Origin of the sequence: Faecalibacterium sp. AM43-5AT, assembly GCF_003603345.1 — a bacterium.
GTDB classification, from domain to species: domain Bacteria; phylum Bacillota; class Clostridia; order Oscillospirales; family Ruminococcaceae; genus Faecalibacterium; species Faecalibacterium taiwanense.
Genome location: NZ_QVGZ01000001.1, coordinates 165,325 through 188,578 on the forward strand (window position 1 = coordinate 165,325; position 23,254 = coordinate 188,578).

Annotated in this window: 37 protein-coding genes and 2 tRNA genes; 38 read left to right on the forward strand and 1 reads right to left on the reverse strand. The window is 48.6% G+C overall.

The genetic code is table 11. From position 1 onward, the window contains the following. The first annotated feature begins 155 nt into the window (after positions 1-155). The gene (gene pfkA / locus DW937_RS00800) at positions 156-1,130 is read left to right on the forward strand and encodes a 6-phosphofructokinase (protein ID WP_097777759.1); all 975 of its coding nucleotides are present in this window, start codon (positions 156-158) and stop codon (positions 1,128-1,130) included. 122 nt (positions 1,131-1,252) lie between these two features. Here pfkA and DW937_RS00805 read toward each other — a convergent pair whose 3' ends face one another. After that, positions 1,253-2,494 carry a tyrosine-type recombinase/integrase gene (locus tag DW937_RS00805; RefSeq protein WP_118527326.1) on the reverse strand — a complete coding sequence of 414 codons (1,242 nt, stop codon included), beginning with the start codon at positions 2,492-2,494 and terminating at the stop codon, positions 1,253-1,255. Between the two features lie 238 nt (positions 2,495-2,732). Here DW937_RS00805 and DW937_RS00810 point away from each other — a divergent pair, with 238 nt between their 5' ends. The 37 genes from DW937_RS00810 to DW937_RS00980 all read left to right on the forward strand — a co-directional run bounded on the left by DW937_RS00810 (position 2,733) and on the right by DW937_RS00980 (position 23,227). Beyond that, on the forward strand, positions 2,733-2,981 hold the full coding sequence (locus DW937_RS00810; protein WP_097775624.1) for a hypothetical protein: 249 nt from the start codon (positions 2,733-2,735) through the stop codon (positions 2,979-2,981). Continuing rightward, complete coding sequence (locus DW937_RS00815) at positions 2,978-3,391, forward strand: hypothetical protein (RefSeq protein ID WP_120020223.1); 414 nt, start codon at positions 2,978-2,980, stop codon at positions 3,389-3,391. The genes DW937_RS00810 and DW937_RS00815 overlap by 4 nt, the downstream gene beginning before the upstream one ends. Before the next feature lie 218 nt (positions 3,392-3,609). Further along, positions 3,610-3,972 carry a hypothetical protein gene (locus tag DW937_RS00820; protein ID WP_120119797.1) on the forward strand — a complete coding sequence of 121 codons (363 nt, stop codon included), beginning with the start codon at positions 3,610-3,612 and terminating at the stop codon, positions 3,970-3,972. A 308-nt stretch (positions 3,973-4,280) separates the two neighbouring features. After that, positions 4,281-4,427 (forward strand): hypothetical protein, encoded by a 147-nt coding sequence (locus DW937_RS14775; protein ID WP_158576314.1) that lies wholly within the window; start codon positions 4,281-4,283, stop codon positions 4,425-4,427. A 93-nt stretch (positions 4,428-4,520) separates the two neighbouring features. Then, a tRNA-OTHER gene (locus tag DW937_RS00825) sits at positions 4,521-4,590 on the forward strand. 92 nt (positions 4,591-4,682) lie between these two features. Beyond that, a complete protein-coding gene (locus tag DW937_RS00830) occupies positions 4,683-4,916 on the forward strand; it encodes a hypothetical protein (RefSeq protein WP_120119798.1) in 234 nt (77 codons plus the stop codon). 94 nt (positions 4,917-5,010) lie between these two features. Then, complete coding sequence (locus DW937_RS00835) at positions 5,011-5,250, forward strand: hypothetical protein (RefSeq protein ID WP_097782122.1); 240 nt, start codon at positions 5,011-5,013, stop codon at positions 5,248-5,250. Positions 5,251-5,307: 57 nt separating this feature from the next. Next, entirely contained in the window at positions 5,308-5,712 is a 405-nt protein-coding gene (locus tag DW937_RS00840; protein ID WP_120119799.1) for a hypothetical protein, read from the forward strand. A 54-nt stretch (positions 5,713-5,766) separates the two neighbouring features. Further along, complete coding sequence (locus DW937_RS00845) at positions 5,767-6,132, forward strand: hypothetical protein (RefSeq protein ID WP_120119800.1); 366 nt, start codon at positions 5,767-5,769, stop codon at positions 6,130-6,132. 70 nt (positions 6,133-6,202) lie between these two features. Beyond that, positions 6,203-6,451 carry a hypothetical protein gene (locus DW937_RS00850; RefSeq protein ID WP_120119801.1) on the forward strand — a complete coding sequence of 83 codons (249 nt, stop codon included), beginning with the start codon at positions 6,203-6,205 and terminating at the stop codon, positions 6,449-6,451. 61 nt (positions 6,452-6,512) lie between these two features. Continuing rightward, the gene (locus DW937_RS00855) at positions 6,513-6,860 is read left to right on the forward strand and encodes a hypothetical protein (RefSeq protein WP_120119802.1); all 348 of its coding nucleotides are present in this window, start codon (positions 6,513-6,515) and stop codon (positions 6,858-6,860) included. A 41-nt stretch (positions 6,861-6,901) separates the two neighbouring features. Next, a complete protein-coding gene (locus tag DW937_RS00860; RefSeq protein ID WP_118527314.1) occupies positions 6,902-7,096 on the forward strand; it encodes a hypothetical protein in 195 nt (64 codons plus the stop codon). Between the two features lie 88 nt (positions 7,097-7,184). After that, positions 7,185-7,523 carry a hypothetical protein gene (locus DW937_RS00865; RefSeq protein ID WP_120119803.1) on the forward strand — a complete coding sequence of 113 codons (339 nt, stop codon included), beginning with the start codon at positions 7,185-7,187 and terminating at the stop codon, positions 7,521-7,523. 385 nt (positions 7,524-7,908) lie between these two features. Continuing rightward, entirely contained in the window at positions 7,909-8,106 is a 198-nt protein-coding gene (locus DW937_RS00870) for a hypothetical protein (protein WP_120119804.1), read from the forward strand. Positions 8,107-8,159: 53 nt separating this feature from the next. Further along, a complete protein-coding gene (locus DW937_RS00875; RefSeq protein ID WP_120119805.1) occupies positions 8,160-8,384 on the forward strand; it encodes a hypothetical protein in 225 nt (74 codons plus the stop codon). A gap of 65 nt (positions 8,385-8,449) precedes the next feature. Continuing rightward, a complete protein-coding gene (locus DW937_RS00880; RefSeq protein WP_120119806.1) occupies positions 8,450-8,677 on the forward strand; it encodes a hypothetical protein in 228 nt (75 codons plus the stop codon). A 61-nt stretch (positions 8,678-8,738) separates the two neighbouring features. Continuing rightward, the gene (locus DW937_RS00885) at positions 8,739-9,518 is read left to right on the forward strand and encodes a DUF6353 family protein (RefSeq protein WP_120119807.1); all 780 of its coding nucleotides are present in this window, start codon (positions 8,739-8,741) and stop codon (positions 9,516-9,518) included. Beyond that, positions 9,511-9,675: a hypothetical protein gene (locus tag DW937_RS14780; RefSeq protein ID WP_158576310.1), complete on the forward strand. Its 165-nt coding sequence runs from the start codon at positions 9,511-9,513 to the stop codon at positions 9,673-9,675. Before DW937_RS00885 ends, DW937_RS14780 begins: the two co-directional genes overlap by 8 nt. A 60-nt stretch (positions 9,676-9,735) precedes the next feature. Next, positions 9,736-9,969: a hypothetical protein gene (locus DW937_RS00890; RefSeq protein WP_133300944.1), complete on the forward strand. Its 234-nt coding sequence runs from the start codon at positions 9,736-9,738 to the stop codon at positions 9,967-9,969. A gap of 65 nt (positions 9,970-10,034) precedes the next feature. Next, positions 10,035-10,817: a DUF6353 family protein gene (locus DW937_RS00895; protein ID WP_120020226.1), complete on the forward strand. Its 783-nt coding sequence runs from the start codon at positions 10,035-10,037 to the stop codon at positions 10,815-10,817. A gap of 101 nt (positions 10,818-10,918) precedes the next feature. Beyond that, positions 10,919-11,248: a hypothetical protein gene (locus DW937_RS00900; RefSeq protein WP_120119808.1), complete on the forward strand. Its 330-nt coding sequence runs from the start codon at positions 10,919-10,921 to the stop codon at positions 11,246-11,248. Between the two features lie 71 nt (positions 11,249-11,319). Further along, on the forward strand, positions 11,320-11,931 hold the full coding sequence (locus DW937_RS00905; RefSeq protein ID WP_120119809.1) for a hypothetical protein: 612 nt from the start codon (positions 11,320-11,322) through the stop codon (positions 11,929-11,931). Between the two features lie 19 nt (positions 11,932-11,950). Further along, the gene (locus DW937_RS00910) at positions 11,951-12,937 is read left to right on the forward strand and encodes a DUF6353 family protein (protein ID WP_120119810.1); all 987 of its coding nucleotides are present in this window, start codon (positions 11,951-11,953) and stop codon (positions 12,935-12,937) included. Positions 12,938-13,060: 123 nt separating this feature from the next. Then, positions 13,061-13,228 (forward strand): histidine kinase, encoded by a 168-nt coding sequence (locus DW937_RS00915; RefSeq protein WP_097775607.1) that lies wholly within the window; start codon positions 13,061-13,063, stop codon positions 13,226-13,228. Beyond that, complete coding sequence (locus DW937_RS00920) at positions 13,209-13,745, forward strand: hypothetical protein (RefSeq protein WP_133300945.1); 537 nt, start codon at positions 13,209-13,211, stop codon at positions 13,743-13,745. The genes DW937_RS00915 and DW937_RS00920 overlap by 20 nt, the downstream gene beginning before the upstream one ends. Next, positions 13,742-14,293, forward strand: a complete 552-nt coding sequence (locus tag DW937_RS00925; RefSeq protein ID WP_120119811.1) for a hypothetical protein — start codon at positions 13,742-13,744, stop codon at positions 14,291-14,293. The genes DW937_RS00920 and DW937_RS00925 overlap by 4 nt, the downstream gene beginning before the upstream one ends. 13 nt (positions 14,294-14,306) lie before the next feature. Further along, positions 14,307-14,666: a hypothetical protein gene (locus DW937_RS00930; protein ID WP_120119812.1), complete on the forward strand. Its 360-nt coding sequence runs from the start codon at positions 14,307-14,309 to the stop codon at positions 14,664-14,666. A 30-nt stretch (positions 14,667-14,696) separates the two neighbouring features. Then, positions 14,697-18,704: a DUF5906 domain-containing protein gene (locus DW937_RS00935; protein ID WP_120119813.1), complete on the forward strand. Its 4,008-nt coding sequence runs from the start codon at positions 14,697-14,699 to the stop codon at positions 18,702-18,704. Positions 18,705-18,710: 6 nt separating this feature from the next. Beyond that, a complete protein-coding gene (locus tag DW937_RS00940; RefSeq protein WP_120119814.1) occupies positions 18,711-19,346 on the forward strand; it encodes a hypothetical protein in 636 nt (211 codons plus the stop codon). Between the two features lie 16 nt (positions 19,347-19,362). Continuing rightward, a complete protein-coding gene (locus DW937_RS00945; protein ID WP_120119815.1) occupies positions 19,363-19,875 on the forward strand; it encodes a hypothetical protein in 513 nt (170 codons plus the stop codon). Positions 19,876-19,885: 10 nt separating this feature from the next. After that, positions 19,886-20,269 carry a hypothetical protein gene (locus DW937_RS00950; protein ID WP_120119816.1) on the forward strand — a complete coding sequence of 128 codons (384 nt, stop codon included), beginning with the start codon at positions 19,886-19,888 and terminating at the stop codon, positions 20,267-20,269. A 124-nt stretch (positions 20,270-20,393) separates the two neighbouring features. Then, positions 20,394-20,798: a DUF3846 domain-containing protein gene (locus DW937_RS00955; RefSeq protein WP_120119817.1), complete on the forward strand. Its 405-nt coding sequence runs from the start codon at positions 20,394-20,396 to the stop codon at positions 20,796-20,798. Between the two features lie 58 nt (positions 20,799-20,856). Then, positions 20,857-20,935: transfer RNA gene (locus DW937_RS00960), tRNA-Ile, on the forward strand. Positions 20,936-20,978: 43 nt separating this feature from the next. Continuing rightward, entirely contained in the window at positions 20,979-21,269 is a 291-nt protein-coding gene (locus DW937_RS00965; RefSeq protein ID WP_120119818.1) for a hypothetical protein, read from the forward strand. Positions 21,270-21,473: 204 nt separating this feature from the next. After that, complete coding sequence (locus tag DW937_RS00970) at positions 21,474-21,674, forward strand: hypothetical protein (RefSeq protein ID WP_120119819.1); 201 nt, start codon at positions 21,474-21,476, stop codon at positions 21,672-21,674. A 4-nt stretch (positions 21,675-21,678) separates the two neighbouring features. Continuing rightward, positions 21,679-22,893, forward strand: a complete 1,215-nt coding sequence (locus DW937_RS00975; protein ID WP_120119820.1) for a DEAD/DEAH box helicase family protein — start codon at positions 21,679-21,681, stop codon at positions 22,891-22,893. Then, positions 22,883-23,227 carry a hypothetical protein gene (locus DW937_RS00980; protein ID WP_120119821.1) on the forward strand — a complete coding sequence of 115 codons (345 nt, stop codon included), beginning with the start codon at positions 22,883-22,885 and terminating at the stop codon, positions 23,225-23,227. The genes DW937_RS00975 and DW937_RS00980 overlap by 11 nt, the downstream gene beginning before the upstream one ends. Positions 23,228-23,254 lie beyond the last annotated feature (27 nt).

Sequence of the window (23,254 nt, forward strand, 5' to 3'; positions counted from 1 at the left end):
ATCTTAACGCAAATCCGGCGGGATGGCTGTTTCCAAAATAAGGCGTTTGTGTTATAATGATTCAAGGCAAGTGAAGTGCTTTGGACAGCGTTAAAATGGAGAGCGCTGTGATACCATTGGGTAAATGAAGAAACAAATTGGAGGGAAACTCTCGTATGGAAAAGCAGATCAAAACGATTGGCGTATTGACGAGCGGTGGTGATGCTCCTGGCATGAACGCTGCCGTGCGCGCCGTAGTCCGTACCGGCCTGCATAAGGGTTACCGCATGATCGGCATTCAGCGTGGCTACAATGGCCTGCTGAACGGCGAATGCTTTGAGATGAACCTGCGCAGTGTGTCGAACATCATCTCTGCAGGCGGTACCATTCTGTATACCGCCCGCTGTCTGGAATTCAAGACCAAGGAAGGTCAGGACAAGGGTGCAGAGAAGTGCCGCGAACTGGGCATTGATGCGCTGGTGGTCATTGGCGGCGACGGTTCTTACCGCGGCGCTCGTGAGCTGGCCCACCGCGGCATTCCGATGATCGGTCTGCCCGGCACGATTGACAACGATATTTCCTGCACCGATTACACCATTGGTTACGATACCGCCATGAATACCGCGCTGGAGATGATCGACAAGCTGCGCGATACCACCCAGAGCCACGACCGCTGCAGTGTGGTCGAGGTCATGGGCCGCAACGCCGGTTATATTGCTCTGAATGTTGCAATTGCTTCCGGCGCTATGGCTGTTCTACTGCCGGAGAAGGAATTTGACATGCAGCGTGATATTCTGGATAAGATCGCTGAGACTCAGAAGACCGGCAAGCGTCACTTCATTATTATTGTTGCCGAGGGTGTCGGCCATGCACAGGAGATCGCAAACGAGATTCAGGCACGCACCGGCATCGACTCCCGCGCCACTATTCTGGGCCATGTCCAGCGCGGTGGTTCTCCTACTCTGCGTGACCGTGTGAATGCTTCTGCAATGGGCTACCATGCCGTGTGCCTGCTGGAGCAGGGCAGGTATAACCGCATCGTCGGCATGAGGGGCGAAAAGCTGGTGGATTACCCTGTGGATGAAGCTCTTGAAATGACCAAGACGCTTGACCCGGTGCTGCTGGACGTTTGTAACACCATTTCTATCTGATTTTTGGACTGAATTGAACGTAAATACGTGAAATACGGCATCTACAGATTGGATAAAATGTAGACAAAATCGGGTCACTCCTACACATTCCCTGTATTCAAATGCAAAAGCGGTATAAGGAATTATGGGATCTTTTCAATCTCATTTTTAAGCCAGTCGATGCTTCTTTGGGTATAAACACGTTCAGTAAGGTCTTTAATATGGTGCCCAACAAGTCGTTTGATGGCATATTCGTCCATGTTATACTTTTTGGCCATTGTAACAAAAGTAATACGTCCATCATGGCCTTTATGTTCAGGGTTCAGTGACAGCAGAGGAACGACTTCGTTGACAAGCTGCACGGAAAAAGAGGCATAGCGCATTTGCGTGACTTCGCCTTTTACGGTGTTCTGATGATGGAAACCACGCTGGCGGATCGTGAAAAATAAATAAGGCGAACCTGCTTCGAGCGCTTTTTCGTAGCGGGCTTTTACCAGGTTGTAAATTCGGGGATGAATCGGCACTGTTCGGTTTATCCCCGCTTTTGTTTTTAAGCCGCCTGTAAATGTGCCCACATCCATATCAACATCCTTCATTTTCAGGTCGCATAGTTCTCCGGGACGCCAGCCAGAGTAGCACTGAATTAGAATCATGTCAATGATAGGATGCTTGTCTATATTTGCCCATAGAAGATCGAGTTCTGCTTCGGTATAGGGAATATGACTATTCGGTTTGCGGACATACCCCGAATCGATCGTGAACATACGAGCATAATTTTTATCGACGAGTTCGCGGGAGACTGCATAATCAAAGAGCAGATTATAAAGATTTTTCATTGAGTCTTTATTATTGTTTTGTGCATGGCGAGTTTCTCCGGCGTAAACGATGGTTCCGTTTTCAATACAATTCTGCAGGTGCGAGATATGAACGTCACGGACAAGCATGTTATGAATCGAGGAGGAGTAGGCCCATGCTCTTTTATAACGGGAAATCGTAGAAGAATCCACTTTTTTCTCTTTCGTGGTCAGCCACATATCAAAAAGGTCCTGCATGGTTGTTTTATTGCTAAGGTCAAATGGATGCGCGTTGTATTTCATAAGCGCTTCATATGCTTCATTATACGTTTCAAAATAAGCGACCGGACGGAGCGGGCATACGATCGGTTTGCCTTCATCAGTTCTTCCGGCTGTGACCATTGCCCGAAAGGGCTTGCGAAGATTACGCCCTCGGACTTCGGAAATCTGGCCGAATCCATTGGGAAGACGCATATGTTTTTTCTTTTTTGGTGGCAGCGATGACTTGGATTTGAGCGGGTAACCGCAATGAGGACAAGCTGCTGCCTTATCGCTCACTTGTAGACAACACTCTGGACAGAGTTTTAACATAGAAACCTCCTTCAATCATTGTATAAATTTGCCATTTTCACTCAAAAGCTCGGTCAAACCGGGCTTTTTCTGTTTGAAAAAGCTATTCTAGGTTAAACGATAGATTTTTGCTTGTCAATCCTTCAGGGCGAAAAAGATAAAAAACAGCACGCGGGGGACCATTTTTACAAGTATCATCCTTTTGAGCCTGGGAACGTATTTAGACGCTCCTAGAGTAACACAAAAGGAGTACGATAGAATGGATAAAGCTAGATTAGAAATGGGTTCGGTTCCTGTACGGATAGCAGCACGAGTATACGGCAGAGATCCTGCTTGGGTGAGAGCTGGAATCATCGCTGGGTGGTTACCGATTGGAGAAGCGACTAGGAATGGAAAGCGCGTTACGGATATTCAGCAGATGAACTCAAAGCTGGGCAGGATCAGCTATTACATCTCACCCAAGCTCCTCTATGAGCAGACCGGCTATGAATGGAGGGGCGAAAAATGAGCAGAGAACGTGCGGAGCTGTCAAAAAAGAACCCATACCACATTCCGAGATACCGGTACTACGAACTGAAGTATTTTTGCAGGCAGTACGATGACTGGAAGAAGGCCCTGACTCTGATCGATGGCTGGCAAACATCACCCAATGATATTTCCGGCATCATCAAGGGGTGCCCACCTGTAAGCCAGACCGAGAGGATCGCACTGTCAAGAGTGTTCTACTCCAGCTGCATCGATATCGTGGACAGGTGTATTGCGGAACTTGATACGGCATTGGCACCGTACATAAAAAAGGGCGTGACAGAGGGAGACGGCTATAACAAGCTTCAAGCAAATGGCTGCCCCTGCTGCCGCGAGACCTACTACGAGCATTACCGGTACTTCTTCTGGCTCCTGAGCAAGGAACGGCAGTGACGCGAAAAAATCAGCTTCTATTATGGAAGAAGATGGATATATGCTGGTAGATACCAGTGGTAAGACACGAAGGCGAATGGACGATTCCATTCCTGCCAAGGATCGGTTTTAGATGGGCCGACCTTTGATGACATCTTCTTTTATTTTTTTGTCCGCGAAAAATTCGTCCGCTATTATGGAAAAATCCAATTACTGAAACTATAAAGGAGAGATATTTTATGGCAAAGGTTTATACGATGGGCGAACTGGAACGAGCAAGAAAAAAGGCTCAGATTCGGGAGTGGGTTCAGGACAAGAAAGATAAGGCTACGAACTGGTGCTATGCGTACAAGAACGAGATTCTTACTTATGGTCCTGTGGTCGTAAGCGGAATTGCAGCAGGAGCAAAAATGCTGTCGAAGCATACGGCACAGGCCAAAGAGCAGGATCTGAAGGACTTGTATGTGTATAGTCACAGGACGGGGCACTATATCAAATTGCGTCGAAAACTCAAAACATCCGAGTGGGCAGAATTTGATCGTAGGAAGCGTGCCGGAGAGAACGAATATGATATTCTCGCTGACATGAAGGTATTGGGTTAAAGGTACAGAGCCGTGGAGAAATCTGCGGCTCTTACTTTTTTGACGCGAAAAAATCAGCCGCCTTTATGAGAAAGGTGGTATGAACAATGTTTAGTCTGATCGTTGCAATTTTGATCGTTGTACTGCTGGTCAAATGTATTGGCCTGGTAGGGGCAAAGACGGAAGAGGTGAAACAGAGAACAAAGAAGAAACACTGAAAATCAAAATGGAGCTTATGGGAAACCGTAGGCTCTTAATTTTTTACGCAGACGCGAAAAATACAGCCTCCTTTATGGAAAGAAATGAACAAATTTAGGAGGTATTTTACTATGCTGAAGAATGTTATTAAAGGTTTTGAGGAAATGATGAACTGTGTTCTGACCGCTATGAACGAGTCGCTGAGCGATCCGTATGCGGGCTGGAACGAAGGGGAAGAACTCCTCATGCTGAACGAGGTTCGGTGTGGTATCCGCTAATGGATATTCTGACCGGAAAACGGGCGTATGGAAACATGCGCTCTTTTCTTTGACGTTTCGGTGCAGGCGCGAAAAATACAGCCTCCCTTATGGAAGGAGATAGCTCAGTTGGCAGAGCGCTGCTTGATTGCAGAGGTCGTGGGTTCGAATCCCATTCTCTTTCTTTTTTCTATTCTAGAATAGAATGTTGGCGCGAAAAACGCATTGTCCTTTATGGAAGGATGTCTTCCGAAGAACGAAAGGAGAAATGCTATTATGGCAAAACGAGTAAAGACGAATTATGACCGCGGGTACGTGAACGCTATGGATAAGATCCGCGTGTTCATCGAAAGCAGCTCGAAAGTGATGTATGTCGATACACGCGAGTATAAGAATGCTGAGACGGCACGCTGTGCTTACCGGAACGCGATCGCGCTGGTGCGGGCAGGAGAAATCGTGCGTGTTACTTGCAACCGCAATGAACTTTTCCTGATTCGCAATGACATCTGAGGCGAAATGGAGCTTACGAGAAATCGTAGGCTCTTTTTTTCCGCACGCAGGGGACGGGTTCCTCTACTATATTATTAAAAAGGAGAATTACAAAATGGACGCAAAACTGTTTCTGATCGTTTTCATCTGCATTGCTGCACTGGGGTTGGTGCTGGGTATTGCCATCGGTTTCAACCTGAGCGAAGGCCAGAGGTGTGTCGGTGATCTTGTGATCGCACCCGGTGACGAGGATGCAGACCATTACATGTTCCTGGACCTTGCGAAAAGTCCGGAAACTCTGGCAGGGAAAGAGCGGGTGATGCTGAACATCAAAATGATCCGGACGCGAAAATAACGTGGTGTTCTATGGAGGAGACTCCAGAATGATATTTTGTAAAGGAGATTTTTCAAAATGGAAAACTACGAAAACAAAGAATTGCTGAAAGACGCGGCGAAGAAATCGCTGGAAAGTCTTAAGGATCTGAAGCCGGGTACGGAAGAGTACAATACGGCTGCAAACATGGCATTGAAGCTGTACGATATGCAGCTCAAGGATGAAGCGCAGGAAAACGAAAAACAGCTGAAAGAGGACGAGGCCGTGCGGAAAGTGCACGAACTGGAACTCGATCAGGATAAAGCGGAGAAGGCGCGCAAACTTGACTGGGCAAAAATCGGCATGAAGGCACTGACGTTTGCAGGCACGATTGGCATGACTGTGTACTGGTCGATCTGCGAGGCGGGCGGCGTGACCCAGCTGTCGAGAGCAATCGGCGAGGGAGTACATGAGCTGAAGAGAGGCTTTACGGAAAAAGATTAAAAGGAGGAACCGAGGAGGGTTCGTGGCGAAAGCTGCGGACTCTCTTTATTTTTTATGCGATACCACGATAACGCCCGGCCGCAGGAGTGGACGAACTACTATGGGAGCGTCTACCGCTGCAACCATCCTGTGTACCGGGTATGCACCTTGTATAAAGAGCGCAGCAAGGGCCTGTGCGTGATCCAGCAGCGCTACAACGAGAAAAGCAAAGCGACCTACTGGAGCGCCATAGACCCATGGCTGACCGATAAGATCTACCTGCATGATGGGTTCAAGGAATACTTTGACAGCCACGCCAAACGAAAAAATCAAAACGGAGAATATCCTACCGTGACCGTGCGACAGATCATGTGGGCGCTGCGGATGAAGCCCCTGAAAAAAGAGCGCTGGGAGACCGTGTTTGACAGAAGCACGATTTAGGACGCGAATTTTACAGGGTGCTTTATGAGACGAGTTACGTCTTAACATTTATATTTTGGAGGTATGAACTATGAAACGTAAAAATGAAGTAAATTGCACGGCCCTTGGTATGTCGAACATGTCAAGGATTATCCGTATTAACCGTGCTGGCGCAGCTGGTGTGGCTTTTACTGCAGTGGGATTGATTCTTTCTGCAGTGAGCTATGCCACTCACATGCGCGGAACTATATGGCTTCTGACCAATGATGATACAGAAGGCCGGGCTGCTATTTACAAGGCTTACGATGAAACAAAAGCCAAATGGACTGACAAAGAGTAACTCAAAGGCAGGAGCCGTGGAGAAATCTGAGGCTCTTTCTTTTTAAAATGGAGGTTGGACGATGAAACTCAGAGTGATTTTGTCAAAAGAAGTTAACACTGCTCTTAAAGCGCCAAAACGTCCGGATCGAACCGTTGACATGCAAATGGTTGAAGATATTATCAAGGACTTCTTTTTGTACGGCTGGTATGTGCAAGAGCTAATCTTTGATTCGGAAGAAATGCGAAACTTTGACAATATCGTTGATGCGTTCAAAAAATACATCGATAACGAGAAGCTTTCATGCACGCTTATTCAAAGAGGGTGGCGAATTTTTCTTAGGAATGACAGCATTCCGGTTTCTGAAATCGAATATTACGGAAAAGCGATACGGAGAGAAGGGAAAAAGTGCAAGTCCTCGAAATCGTAGACGCGAGAAAAACTTGCTCTATTATGAAGGAGGTGAGAGTTATGGAATACCTTCTGGCAAAGAGCGACAGACAGCTCGGTATTTGCCTGAGAATGCTGTACGACGAAGGATACAAAGGTTTGGTTGTTGAAAGTGTGATAAACGCTAAGAACCGAATGGAGTTCCACGTCAAGGTTATGGCTGACGAAGACAAGATGGCGAAGTTGAATGACCGCTACCAGACGTTGATTTCCTAAATCTTACTCTGGAGGGCAAAAGATCTGAAACATGGTCTTTTGCTTTTGTCCGGGCCATGCTATAATGAAACAAAGGGAGGCGAAGAGCGTGAGAGTGACATCGCACATGATTGTTCCCGTGAAGAAAAACGGCAAGTGGACGACCTATATCAAAGAGTTTGAAGAAGATATTCCGGATTTGGGACGGCACTGCCTGATGTGCAATTCCTGCGGAGAACCGAGCTATCCCGAATGCATGAAAAAATGCCCGGTGGAGCGTGATCGTGTCGAGCGCGAACAGAAGAAAGCACAGGAGAAAATTGCCAAACATAAGGTCGAGATTGATATTTTAGCCGGGCTGGTTCGTGATGGTTTGCTGAAAGTGGAAGACGCTGCGCCGCGTGTGGAAATGACCGTGGAAGAATTTGAAGCGGCGATGCCAAAATGATATTTGAACCAGAGAGCTTACGAGAAATCGTAGGCTCTTTTTATTTTGTCCAAACGCGAAAAAATCTTCTTGCTTTATGGAGCAAAGACCATGAACAAAGGAGAATACTATGCGAGAAAACAAATTTTGGAACTATTCGATTACGATTGGCAACATGATTGTGACAATGGCATTCGGACTTGGAGTGGGTCTTGTAGTGCTGTTGTTTGCATTGATTGTGCGATCGATTCTTAGCAAGAAATGACAAAACAAGGTACGAACTGAACTTGTCTTTGTTCCGGAAATGAGCTGTGGAGAGATCTGCGGCTCTTTCTTTTTGGCATGGCGCGAAAAAATCAGCTTGCTTTATGGAGGTAAGAGGGCTTTATCGAAAGGAGAAATTACTATGATGAAAGCTATCAAAAACTTTATGAAGAAACCTATTACTTGGGGCGACAGCTTTAAGTGGAGCGGTATTGTTCTGGGACTGTATGCAGCAGTCATCGGGGCAATCGCTGCTTACGAGAAGTGGATCGCTTATAAGGACAAGGCAGAGAGGCTTGATAAATACAATTCATTCAGAGATATGGATAATCAAATCTGAAAGATCACGCCCTCTTATCTTTTTTGAAAATAATATTTTGGAGGTCGAACACTATGGAGGACATTATGCTGATCCGGTCAAGTTTTATGCGCCGTATCATTTCACAGATTATCAACAAGGCTTTGAAGAAGCAGACACCCGGTGTAGAAGTGGAGCTGAAAGAAGCTCAGGTGAACTGGGTGGACAAGGAGCAGAAGCTGCGGGTACATCTGGAGCTGGATGCGGAGGTAACGAAGGCTCAGCTGAATGATATTCTGAAAAAAGCTGGAGCGCTGTGACGCGAAATTTTCAATGTGCTTTATGAGATGATTAGTCTCAGATTTATATTTTGGAGGTATGAACTATGAAAAAACTGGTGAAGGTTGCTTTGGGCGCAGTGGCGTTTCTTGGCATTACCGAGTTGTTCTGCGTTGAAACCGTTGCAATCATGTGGAGAAAGCTTATGATGCGCAATGATGATTCAGCGGCAGATGCACTCGACAATGCGATGAAAGCAGGCCGAGCAAACTGGGAGCTGAAGCTGTATAAATTCCTGAAAACAGATCAGGCCGAAAGGCATCTGAAGCGCTAATCGAAAGCGGAGCTTACGAGAAATCGTAGGCTCTTTTATTTTTCAAAATGGAGGTTTAGCAATGAAACTGACGAAAACATGCGCAAAGTTTCTGCGCAAACATGGCGGGACGATCCTTGCCATCGGAGCCTCAATTGGTGTCGGTCTGACCATGTGGGAGACGGGGAAGGCGACTGTGAAGGCTACCACGTTCGTTACCATGAACAAGGACGAACCTATGGCGAAAAAAGAAATCGTCAAGGACTGCTGGAAGTTTTATATTCCAGCGGCTGTGGTTGGCGCTGGAACTGTGGCGTGCATTCTGGGGTCCAATGCGCTGAACAAGAAACAGCTGGCCAGTATGACCGCTGCCTACATGGCACTGGGAAAAACCTATCAGGAGTACCGTAGGGAGGTGGCGGAGCGCATCGGTGCTGAAGAGGAAAAAAAGCTTCGCATGGAAGTTGCTGAAAAGACAAAAGGTGAGGATGTTCAGCGGGATAAAGATGGTGATGTCATCCGGCTGTTCTACGAGCCTGCGTCGAAAAGATATTTTCATGCCACCATGTCCCGTGTCATTGAGGCATCGTACTATTTCAACCGGGAACTGGCCACGAACGGTTGTATTTCTGTGAACGAATGGTGCAACTATCTCTGCGCTGATGAACTTACCGTTACACCAGAAGGCGACGAAATGGGATGGTGTCTGGACCAACTCATATATGACTGGGATGCCTACTGGATGGACTTTGAATACGATAAACAAATCACGGATGATGGACTGGAGTGCTATTACCTGGCGCCTGCACTTGATCCGGTTAAAAATTACCTGAATTATGAGGAGGACACTTATCATGCATAAGATCGACTGGTGGAAAGTTGCATCTGTGGCGCTGATGGCTGCAAGCGCAGTGCTGAGCTTTGGACATGACCTGATCGAGGATAAAAAGACCGAGGAAGACCTGCAGGACATGGTACAGGAAGAAGTACGGCGGCAGCTGGCGGAAAAGAACCAGTAAACGCGAAAAATACAGGCTCCTTTATGGAAGAGAAATCCAATTTGAACAAAGTAAAGGAGAATGATATTTATGTACGATTACAATTTTTACGAACAAATGGACAGCCTGATGGTAAATCTGCTGGTAGATCTGGCCATCAACATGGTACGTGTGCTGTATGCTACAGTACGATACGTGTTGATGCAGCCGATCAGACTGGTGGAATACATCTGGTACTGTATCCAGATCGAGCGTGAATGTGACCGTGAGGAAACGATTCGCTTCGAGAATTTGAAACGAACTGGACACATCTGACGAAAGCGAGGACTTACGAGAAATCGTAGGCTCTTTCTTTTTTATATTTTACGGAGGTATGAAAAATGAACCTGAAATCATTTGCAAAAGCGAGTCGGCAGATGCTGAATCGCAATGCATCCAAGATCCTGGCCGGTTTTGCTATCGGCGCAGGCGTCATGGCTGTAGGTTTCGCCATCGAGGCAACTCCGAAGGCGATGATCCTGCTGGAGGAAAAGAAGGCAGAACTCGGTGTCGAAAAGCTGGATGCGAAGACCATTGTCAAAACGGCTGGCCCGGTATACATTCCGACGATCGTGAGCATGGGCCTTTCGACCGCGTGCACGATCGGTGCGCTGAAGGTGAAGAGCCAGCAGAATGCCGCGCTGGCTGCAGCGTGCACGCTCTCAGAAACGGCTCTGCGCACCTACCAGAATAAAGTTGTTGAGACCATTGGCGCAGAGAAGGAACAGGAGATCCGTGAGGCTGTTGCTCTGGATAAGATGGCAAAGAGTCCGGAGCCGGCAGTGATCCCGAATGCAAAAGGGGTCGAAATGGATGATATTTACTATGACCAGCGGGTAAAATGCTGGGAAAGCCTGAGCGGGAACTACTTTTGGACCACACGGAATGCCATTGAACGGGCTATCAACGGGGTCAACAAACAGCTGCTCAGCGATTTCCGCATGACCGAAAACGACCTGTTTGACTATCTGGGGATGGAACATAACCGAAACGGCGATCTGCTTGGGTGGGATACCGACACGACCATGGAAGTGGAAACGTTCTATGCTTCCAAACTTGATGAAAACGGTATGCCGTGCCTTGTACTGGACTACCGTACACCGCCCAAGTGGCTGGGCTATTGATTTTTTTCAATGCCCGGAACAGACGCGAAAAATTCACCTTGCTTTATGGAGGTAAAACTCCAACATTACAAAACTTTATATTTAAGAAAGAGGTAACAAAAATGGACGAAATGAATAATGTGACTATGGAGAACGAGACTTCTATGGAGGTCGCTCCTGCTGAGAGTGTTGTTCCTGCTGAGGCAGAGAATCCTGCTTACAACAACGACTGCGAGAGCAGCGCTGGCATTAGCTTTGGCACTATTGTCAAGGTTGGTGCTGGTGCGGTGCTTGTCGGAGCCGCTGCTGTCAAGTTTGGTATTCCGCTGGTGAAGAAGGGCTTCAATCACATCAAGGAGTCGATTGCCAACAAGAAGATGAAGAAAAACGAAGTCATCGACATTGAGTCGAAAGAAGTTCCTTCTGACGAGGAAACTACGGAAGAAGAGTAATGTTTGGTAAGGCGAGAGCTGTGGAGAAATCTGCAGCTCTTACTTTTTGTTTTTTTTGAAAGGGGAAAGACATGGCACAAGTAGACATGCCGAAGTCCAGCATTGGCCAGACGCCGACCGAGCCGAAAAAGAAGCTTGAGAAGGTCGTCAAGGGTAAGGTGGCGGTGAAAGAGCAAAGCGATATGCAGAAGATCGCATCACAGTTTCTGGCCGAAGATCTGAAAACGGTGAAAGACCGTATTCTGACCGATTATCTGCTGCCGATGCTCAAGAACGGTGCATGGAGCATTCTGAACTCGGCGTTCAGCATTGCACTCTGGGGTGAAGACCGCAGCCGCGGCGGCTCGAACAATTACTACGGAAACAACCGTGGGCAGCGCAATAGCTACGATGGCTATTATCAGGGCAGCCAGAACAATCGCCCGAACCCGCCGCCTGTACGCAGAAGTCTGCAAAATCTGGATTTCGAGAGTCGGGGTGACGCTGAGGACACTCTGGCGGGTCTCAGGGACGCACTGTACCGCTACCGGCAGGTTTCGGTGGGCGATCTGTGGGATCTGATGGGCGTGACAAACGATTCGACCGACTACAATTATGGCTGGTACAACCTCGATGATGCATTCATCAAAGGTATCCCCGGCGGATTCCGACTGATTCTGCCGCACACTGTACCGCTGCGCTGATAGAAAGGACTGATATTTTATGAAGTTTCTGAAAAACGTGAAAACCGACGAGTTCATGGCAACTGTGACCCGGACTGCCTCGAAGTATGGCTATAAGCTGAAGAAAGCAAGCCCTACCATCATGATCTTTGGTGCTGCTATTGTGGGCGTAGCAGCGACCGTCTCTGCCTGCAAGGCGACTGTGAAGGCTCAGGATATTCTGGAGAATCATAACGAGATGGTGAAGACCATCCATGAGACCAAGGAAAAGGTCGATAGCGGTGAAATGATCCTGAAGGAAGGCGCTGCCTATACCGAGAACGATTACAAGAAGGACCTGACCACGGCCTATGTGCAGACCGGTCTGAAGCTGGCGAAAATCTATGCACCTGCAGTAACCATGGGTACGGTTGCACTCGGCTGCATGTTCGGCTCGCACCACATCATGACCAAGCGTAACGCCAGCCTGACTGCCGCCTACATCGCTCTGGATAAGGCCTTCAACGAGTATAAGGGCCGTGTGACCGATCGCTTTGGCGACCGCGTACAGCAGGAGCTTGAGCACAACATCAAGGCCGTTGAGGTTGAGACCACCCGGAAAAATGAGCAGGGTGTAGAGGAGACTGTCAAAGAGTATACAGATGTGGCAATGGCACACACCAGCCCCTATACGCTGATCTACGACGAGACTGTGAGTTCCTGGGATAAGGATGCACAGCTGAACATGTCCCATCTGATCCAGGCGCAGGCTGCTGCAAACCGGAAACTCCACCGCCAAGGCCATCTGTTCCTTAACGATGTCATTGATATTTTGGACCCCTATGGCAACGGTATGCACCACACCCCCGAAGGCCAGGTCGTCGGCTGGATCTTGAGCCAGGATGATCCTATGAAGGAAAATCGTGTGGACTTTGGTGTAACCAACTACGTTGAGAACAACGATGCGCTGAACAATTTCATCGATGGGTTCGAGCGCTCTGTCCTGCTGCGGTTCAACTGCGACGGCGTGATCATCGACAAAATCTGAGACTGATATTTTGGAGGGACTTGCTATGACCAGATACATTAAGACGCTTTCTTATCTGTTTGCTGCCATGGCCGGAGTGTGCTTCGTCTCTAGTCTGGCAGTTCTTTCGGAGTGAGGTGTACGATGGACAGTTTGGAAAATGCATTCCTGTTTCTGGACTATCTGACCGATACCAAGCGCAAGCGCCACATGGTGGGAGGCATTCTGATGAGTGTCTCCCTTTTCTTTGGCGGTCTGGCGTTTACCATGATGACGATTAAAGGAGAAGACAATGAATCGGACAATTCGTGATGTTTTGCTGTTTGGCGCAGGTTTTGCCGCAGGTGCGTACGTTATGCACACGGTCTTCCGTACGAAGTACCAGGAGTACGCCGATGCACAAATTGATGATGTGCGCGACCACTACCGCAAGAAGGAAGCTGATCTGGATGCCATGATCGAAGAAAAGGCCCAGCAGAAGAGCATGGAGCAGCTTACGGGAAAGTACCGCACCGAGTCCGACCCGGAAGATATTGCGCCCCACGACCCCATCGAGATCATCCAGCCGGACGAGTTTGGTGACATCGACGACTATGAGACTCGCGGGCTGACCTATTATGCCGATGGCAAGCTGGTATTCGACGAGGAGACAATGCCTGTGAACGACGATGATATTCCGAACATCATCGGAACAGAGGCGCTGAACCACTTTGGCGAGTTCATGCCCAGCACCATTCATGTGCGAAACAACAACTATCATAAGGACTATGAGATCATTCAGGTTCGTCAGAACTGGGGCGACCTCTATCCGGAAAAGGAGGAAGAATGATATTTTCGGATCTTGGAGAACAGTATTATGACTGGCTCCACAAAATCGTGTGCGGCGAATGGGAGCCGAGAAATCTCTCGTTCCATCGGCTGCTCATGTACTTACATAACCGCACCTATGTTTGGGCCTGCGAAATGGACCAGTGCAGAGCAGAAGATGGTGCGAATCTGCGTTACCGTTTTGCCCGCGAATGTGATATTCCGTATGGCAAGATCGATGCGGAATTCCACGGTGTTCCGTGCAGTATGCTGGAAATGATGGTGGCCCTTGCGGTGCGCATCGAAGAACATATTATGGAGGATTCCAGTGCGGGAAACCGTGTCGGGCAGTGGTTCTGGAACATGGTTGTCAGTCTCGGGCTTGCTGCCATGGACGACGGCCGGTTTCACGAAGACCGGGCAGATTATATTCTGGACAGGTTTGAGCGCAGAGACTATGAATACAATGGTGCCGGCGGTCTCTTTACAGTGAACCGTCCGACCGAAGATATGCGTCGGCTTGATATTTGGTATCAGCTGATGCACTACCTGCAGGAAAACGAATTTTGAAAGGAAAATCAACATGGATATGACGAATATTATGTATGAATTGATCAACACCAAAACTTCGCTGGCCATTGCTGACCGTACCATCGAAACTCTGCAGAAGCAGAACCGGCGTCTGAACCGTCGGTGCCTGCGCCAGAGTCTGATGATCGCAGGGCTGACATGGCTCACCGTTACGGCCTGCAGGATGCTGAGCGAGAACGATAAGAAGTGCAAAGAGGCTGAGGAAGACGCCCGGCAGCTCCACGCGGAACTTGCTCATACGCAGCAGGTGTTGGACGATGTGAACCGCAAGAACGCCAAACAGTTCTGGACGGAAGCCGAAAAAGATATCTGCTGCGATGGGAAGGCAACCATTACCAAAAATCCGGAATAAAATGCATAGAAAGGAGGAAGTCAGTTGCCGATGATTGATTTCCTGAGGATCGCCACGCGAACCGGAAAACACGGGGTGATCGAAGTGTACCCGAACTTTATCATCACCAAGTCGAAAGACCTGATGATCCGGGGTTCTGATTTCTATGCGATCTGGCTGGAAGAACGCGGCTTGTGGAGTACCGAAGAGCAGGATGCGTTGCAGCTCATTGACCGGGAACTTGATATTTATGCAAACGAGCATAAGCAGTTTCTGGGCGATAATGTTCGAGTCTTACATATGTGGGATGCACAGTCTGGCATGATTGATATTTGGCACAAATATTGTCAGCGCCAGATGCGGGACAACTATCATACCCTCGATGAGACATTGATATTTGCAAACACCTCTGTCAAAAAAGACAGTTATGCATCCAAACGACTGCCGTACCCGCTGGAACAGGGGAGCATTGCCGCCTACGACGAGCTGATGACCACGCTGTATACGCCGGAGGAACGTGAAAAGATCGAATGGGCCATTGGTTCCATTGTAAACGGGGATTCCAAAAAGATCCAGAAGTTCCTTGTTCTGTATGGTCCGCCCGGAAGCGGCAAATCGACCATTCTGAACATCATCCAGAAAATGTTTGATGGATACTGGGCAGTGTTTGACTCGAAGGCACTTGGCTCATCATCCAATGCGTTTGCACTGGAAGCGTTCAAATCGAACCCGCTGATCGCAATTCAGCATGACGGCGATTTATCGCGTATCGAGGACAATACCCGATTAAACTCGCTGGTTTCCCATGAAACCATGATGGTGAACGAGAAGTTCCGCAGTGCCTACGCAAGCCAGTTCAAGTGCTTCATGTTTCTCGGTACAAACAAGCCCGTAAAGATCACGGATGCAAAATCGGGTCTGATCCGGCGACTGATCGATGTGGAGCCAAGCGGCGAAAAAATACCGGCAAAGAAATACCGCGACCTCGTAGGCAAGGTTGACTTTGAATTGGGTGCTATTGCATGGTATTGCAAAGACGTCTACGAGAAAAGCAAGCATCGTTACGACGATTATGTTCCGACACGAATGCTTGGTGCATCCAACGACTTCTACAACTTCATGCTGGACTCCTACTATATCTTCAAAAAAGAAGATGGCGTATCGCTGAAACGTGCCTGGGCAATGTACGACACCTACAATCAGGAGGCAAAGGTTTCGTATCCTTACTCCAGGCGAGCGTTCCGTGAAGAATTGATGAACTATTTCTCGGATTACAAAGAACGTGCCGAGGATATGAACGGCGAACGGGTGCGCAGCTACTACAGCGGCTTCAAGTACGAAAAATTCAAAGAATTTCTGGAGGACCCTCCCCCCGGGGATGATGCGGGAAATGACCCCCCTGCCTCCTCCTGGATCGAATTGAAGGAGCAGCATTCTCTCTTTAATGATATTTGCAAGGACTGCCTGGCGCAATATGCGAACGAAAATGGCACTCCCCTGCAGAAGTGGGAGAATGTCAAAACCAGATTGACCGGGATCGATACAAAAAAGCTGCATTATGTAAAAGTTCCGGAGAATCACATTGTCATCGACTTTGATATTCCCGGCCCGGATGGGAGTAAGAGCTTTGAGCGCAACCTTGAAGCTGCTTCCAAATGGCCAAAGACCTATGCTGAGCTTAGTAAATCTGGTGCGGGCATCCATCTGCATTATATTTACACCGGTGATCCGGCTAAGCTAAGCAGGATCTACGATGAAAACATCGAAATCAAGGTATTCACGGGAAAATCTTCTCTGCGAAGAAAATTGTCGAAGTGCAATGATATTTCCATCGCAAACATCAGCAGTGGCTTGCCGTTGAAGGGAGAAAAAGCAATGGTCGATGTAAAGCAGATCCAGAATGAGAAGCATCTGCGCATTCTCATCAAGAAAGCGCTGGCAAAGGAGATCAGCCCGTATACGAAGCCAAGTGTGGACTTTATTGCCCATGTTATAGACGAGGCATATGAAGGCAACGTCCCTTATAATGTGGATGACATGCGGAATGCCATCTTGGGGTTCGCCGCCAGCAGTACCAATCAGGCGGAGACCTGTCTGAAGATCGTGGCGAAGATGCACTTCAAATCGAAGGATGATATTCAGCGGGAGGCCCCTGCGGGGGAGGAAGCGCCATTGATATTTTTAGACGTGGAGGTGTTCCCGAATCTGCTGCTCGTGAACTGGAAGTTTGCCAAGCAGGGGCCTGTACACCGCATGGTGAATCCTGCACCGGACGAGATCGAGAGCCTGACAAAGTATCGGTTGGTCGGCTTCAACAACCGCAAGTACGACAACCATATCCTTTGGGCCCGCATGATTGGGATGTCGGTGGAGCAGATCTATGCGTTGTCCAAACGGATCGTCAACGAGCACACGGGCTTCTTTGGTGAGGCGTACAACCTGTCCTACACTGATATTTGCGACTTCTCATCGAAAAAACAGAGCCTAAAGAAGTTTGAAATCGAATTGGGCATCCATCATCAGGAGCTGGGACTTCCGTGGGATCAGCCGGTGCCGAAGAGCCTGTGGGACAAGGTGGCCGAGTATTGCGACAACGACGTGATCGCGACCGAGACCCTGTTCTACTCGAAAACGTGTCAGGCAGACTTTGTGGCACGTGAGATCCTGGCAGACCTTGCCGGCATGACGGTGAACGACACGACAAACTCGCTGACAACACGCATTATTTTCGGCAAGGAAAAACACCCCCGGCTGGTCTACACCGACCTTGCCACGGGGAAATCCGATGCAATCGTGGAAGTCGAGCCTGATATTTTGACGGACTGCAACATCATCAATGCCTTTCCCGGTTACGAGTGGACCAAAGGTGAAGATGGCAAGTACCGCAACATGTTCCGGGGCACAGACCTGGGCATGGGCGGTTATGTCTACGCTGAGCCAGGAATGTACACGAATGTAGCTTTGTTGGACGTTGCGTCGCTGCATCCGCATTCGGCTGTTGCCATGAACTACTTTGGCGAGTACACCAAGCGTTTCAACGACCTGATGGATGTGCGAATCTATGTCAAGCACGGCGAGTACGAGAAGGCAAAGGGGCTCTTTGGCGGTAAACTGGCAAAATACCTCGATGATCCGCAGCAGGCAAAGGATCTGGCGGAGGCGTTGAAAATCGCCATCAACTCGGTTTACGGGTTGACCAGTGCAAGCTTTGACAACCCGTTCCGCAACCCCAAGAACGTCAACAACATTGTGGCGCTTCGAGGGGCTTTATTTATGCGCACTTTGCAGGATGAAGTGCAGCAGCGTGGCTTTAAGGTGGCGCACATAAAAACGGATTCGATCAAGATCCCCGATGCGACCCCGGAGATCATTGCGTACTGCATGGATTTTGCGAAGAAGTACGGCTACACGTTCGAGCATGAGGCAACCTACGAGCGGATGTGTCTGGTGAACAATGCCGTTTATATTGCAAAGTATATGGCTGCCGACCAGTGCGAGGCGCTTTACGGTTATATCCCGGGCGACTGCAAGGACGAAGGCGGCGAATGGACGGCTACGGGCACACAGTTCCAAGTGCCGTATGTGTTCAAGACCCTGTTCTCCAAGGAGAAGATCGAGTTCACTGACCTCTGCGAGACAAAGACCGTTTCCAAGGGCGCTATCTATCTCGACAAGAACGAAGATCTGCCTGAAGGCGAACACAATTATATTTTTGTGGGACGCGTGGGACAGTTCTGCCCGATCATGCCGGGAAAGGGCGGCGCTCTGCTGCTGCGGGAAGCGGGCCTGACGGATACTGGCGAACGGAAATATGCTTCTGTGACCGGAGCAAAGGATTACCGCTGGCTGGAAAGCGAGGCGGTCTATCAGCTCCAGATGCAGGAGGATATCGACAAAAGATATTTCAACCGGGAAGTCGATGAGGCAGTTGAGGAAATCTCCAAGTACGGCGACTTCAACTGGTTCGTTGGTGACGACGGTGTTGCTCCCTGGACAGCACCCGACCTTCCATGGAGCGATGCACAGGAAGAAGCAGCAAGAAATTTTGACGTGAGGTGATATTTTATGACGAACAAACTGTACGATTCCAAAGGACAGCTGATTGGCTATATCAGAACCGTTGAGAAGAATCAGCACGACGACCTGATGAAGGTGATTCTTTCCACTGGTCACGAACTCGTATTTGGCCCGTGTGATCTGACCTCTGATCGAGACGGCAATTGGCGTATCCGTTCTGGTGCGCTCTATCCTCGGTGTGTGGGTAATAAGACGGCTTCTGCTACGAACACAGCTGCTATCAAGAACGTTATCTTTGCTCCTCCGGCCACGATCGTTTACTGGTCGGATGGCTCCAAGACCGTTGTGAAGTGCAGCGAGAAGGATGTTTTCGACCCGGAGAAGGGGCTGGCCATGGCGATCGCAAAGCGTTGCGGTGGCAATAAGGGCAGCTATTACAAGGAGATCCAGAATTGGGTCGAGAAGAGCGGGAAGAAGTATCCCGGGAAGACTGCTACGCAGAAGAAAGCTGCCCCTAAGTCTAATCCCGATCGAGAATCTATGAAGAAGTGGATTTCCAAGGCCAATGAGGACTGGAATGAGTGCCTTAAAGCCAGCGCAAATAATGACAATACGGCGCTCCTTCTCAATATGAATGCCCTCACTGCAGACCTGAAAATTCTGGAAAATGAAATCAACAAGTAAAAGGAGACTGATATTTATGTACACCAAGCGTCAGAAAGTCAACATTGATGATACCCGTTTTATCTTTACCACCAACTTCAGCGGTGATCCCAGCCGTGACCGCTTTGGCTCTGACCAGCGCCGTGTCAACGTGGTAATTCCTACCGAGGAGCTCGCGCAGCATCTGCTGGATCTGGGTGTAAAGGTCAAGCAGACCAAGCCGAACCCTGAGCGCACTTACGACGAGCCGTTTGTGCCCACGCTCTACGTGCCGGTCAACATCAAGATGGACTCCAAGTGGCCGCCGCACATCTATTGGGTCACAACTGCTGGCAAGCGCCTGCTCTGCAACGAGGACACCATCAGCCAGTTGGACTTCATCCGCGTCAAGAACGTCTGCCTGCAGGCAAATCTCGTTGAGAAGAGGAACGCACCCGGTGAGTACAGCCTGTATGCTGATGTGATGTACGTTGAGCAGGATGCTGATGCTGACCCGTATGCGGAGCGCTACGCTCAGTACGCAGAGCCTGCTCCTGAAGTGCCGTTCTAAGGAGGATACTATGGAAAAACTGTTTATCAGCTGTCCGATGCGTGCTCGCACTGCAGAACAGATCCATGCGACTATGGACCGGATGCATAAAATCGCCGAGGCTATTTTCGGCGAAGAACTGGAGGTCATCCCGACTTACTTTGAGGGCACCCCTCCTGAAAATGCCAATGATCGTCTGTGGTATCTGGGCAAATCCATTGAGAAAATGTCCGAGGCGGATTGCTTCATCGGCATTTTCGATGACCAGAAAGCTTATGATGGCTGCATCATCGAGAACCATGTCGCCAAACTCTACGGCGTACCGCAGTATCTGGTGAATCTGTCCTACGTTGCACCGGATGTCATTGAGCGGCGGCTCATTGACCAGAGAGTAGACAATCTTGAAATCTACTAATTGATATTTCGAGTGCCGGGGTCAGTCCTCGGTTGAATGCTCCAGCCGGTGAGTGCCCACGTCGCAAATGGCGTTCTCAGAGGAGGCAGCTCGATTGATACTTTGATTTTGGGAGGTTGAACGTATGAAAGTCTTGAGAATCCAGCCCAAGAAGTATCCTGAAGTTATTGAAATCGACAGCTCGCTCGAATCTCTTCAGAAAGAAGTGGCCGGTCCGATTCAGGCGGTCTACCCGTGGGATGATCCGGTTGCACTTATCTGCAATGAGGAAGGGAAACTGGCCGAAGATTCCTTCAGTAACTGTAACAGAGTGCTTTGTAATGAGATTGGGATTCCCTATGATATTGTTGTTGGAACTTTCCTGATCGTTGGTCTGACCGAGGATGATTTCGGCGATTTGTCACAGGAACTCATTCGGAGGTACGAAAAGCTTTTCCATAACCCGGAAGAGTTTGATTTCTTTACAGATGCTCAGGGAAGAACGCATCTGGACGTTCGCCCCTGTGAACCTGAAGATAACGCGAAATAATCCGCTTCCTTTACAGATGCATGAGAGCTTCGGAGAAATCTGAGGCTCTTTTTATTTTGGGTCAGTAGCTTAGTCTGGCTGAAAGCTGGCAGCTCATAACTGCGTGATCGCGGGTTCAAATCCTGCCTGACCCACCAGAGGTGCAAGCCTTATATTTGAATAAACAAAGGAGAGAACAGCATGAGCGCAAGAAACTATGTCCCGGCAATGGTGAAATGGATGGTCGAGGAAGGTACCAAGAACACCTCCAGCGGCAACTGGATATTCACGAGCGCGGAAATTGCAGAAGCATTTCCTGTAGCCGAAAGCAGCGTGATTGAGATGTTTGGAGCAATCCTGACAGAAGTTTATCAGCATGAAGCTGTGGCGGAAGCAAATGTAAATTTCGAGAGCGACGGTTCGGCAACTTTCGATTTGATCTTCTACACAGATTACTGCCCGAACATCAGTGATGAAACAAAGGCTGGGTGATTTTCATGGGTGATAGCAAAGTTACAAAGCGCTGTGCAAAGTGTGGCGCTGTGATGCACAACGTGTCTGTGGCAAGGAAATACTGCGATTTTTGCAGATTTGGCTATGCAACCAATGACCCGGTACTGCCTTTGGTACATCCGAAGTACACTGGGCCGACTCTGCAGGAAATTATGAGAGAGGCTACCAAGGAGGGGCTTCAGTATGCAGAATATTGTAAAAAACACGGACTGCACTAATCACATAAAGGAACTCTGGAAAGTTTTTGCAAAAGAAGGCAAAGAACTTTTTTCCTACACGATTCGCGGTGAAAGTGAAGACGAGGAAGAATGCACCAAACAGCTTTTAGCTTATGAGAATCATTGCTATCCTAACCAGATTCATGTTCACACGGAAATGAGGTGATTGGATGGCGGGTATAACGCTCTATGACTACCAAAAAGATGCGCTGGAACGAATGAAAATCGGATGCATCTTATGTGGTGGTGTAGGAAGCGGAAAATCAAGAACAAGTTTGGCATTTTACTATACGCTCTATGGTGGCACAGTCAACACCAAAAACTACGTTAAGATGCATGATCCACCCGACTTGTGTATTATCACCACTGCGAGGAAGCGCGATACAGGCGAGTGGGAGGAAGAGCTGGCTCATTTCTATATGTCCACCGACAGCAACCTTGATATTTACGATCACAAGGTGGTTGTGGATTCATGGAACAACATCGGAAAGTACGTTGGCGTGAAGAACGCATTTTTTATTTTCGATGAGCAGAGAGTCGTTGGCAGCGGGCAATGGGTCAAATCCTTCCTGAAAATCACGAAGGAGAATGACTGGATTCTTCTGAGTGCTACTCCGGGAGATTGCTGGACAGATTACATTCCGGTGTTTATTGCAAACGGGTTCTATAAAAACCGGACGCAGTTTAAAAATGAACATATAGTTTACTCGCGGTTCTCGAAGTACCCGAAAATCGACAGATATTTGAACACGGGCAGACTTGTGCGGCTGCGGGACAGGATTCTGGTGGATATGGACTTCGAGCGGCATACCGTACAGCATCACGAAACGGTGTATGTGGACTTTGACCGGCTGAAGTACAAGGATATTCACAAATCTCGGTGGAATCCGTATGAGAACAGGCCGATTGAGACTGCCAGCGAGTTCTGTTATCTTCTGCGCAAGCTTGTTAACACCGATTCGAGCAGGGCAGATGCGGTGCTGGATATTTGCAGGACACACCCCCGGGATATCATCTTCTACAACTTTGACTATGAGCTGGATATTCTGTTGAATCTGGCATACTGCAAAGACGTGGAGGTGGCGCAGTGGAATGGTCATAAGCACCAGCCAATTCCGGATGGTGACAAGTGGGTCTATCTTGTGCAGTACAATGCTGGCGCAGAAGGCTGGAACTGCATCAGGACGGACACCATTATATTTTACTCGCAAAACTACTCCTACAAGGTCATGGAGCAGGCATCTGGGCGTATTGACAGGCTGAACACACCGTATACCGATTTGTATTTCTATCACTTGAAGAGCAGGGCTGGTATTGATCTTGCAATCGGCAGAGCCCTGATGGAAAAGAAAAAGTTCAACGAAAGGAAATTTTATGGCATATAAAAATTGTCCGATGTGCACGAAATATGATTATTGCATGGAAGACGGGCGAGTGTGTGGCGTTACCGAAAAACTCATTGAACAATGGTTTGACGAAAAGCTCGAAGTATTAAACGAGACCCTCGATGTTTGTCGGCAACAGTCAGCATTTGGAAATGTTTTTCTCATGCTGTCTGATAGCGATATTGAGGCATTGAAATCGGGAAAGGTTTTGCACTGGGCGGGCGAAACGTTCAAATGCGGAATATTTGTTCGATATGAAGGAGTCAAGAAAAATGTGCAACCCATCGAAGAAAACAATCAAGAAAATCGACCGGATGCTGGAGAGCAGATGTAAGGAGCATAGAACGTTTGGAAATGCGCT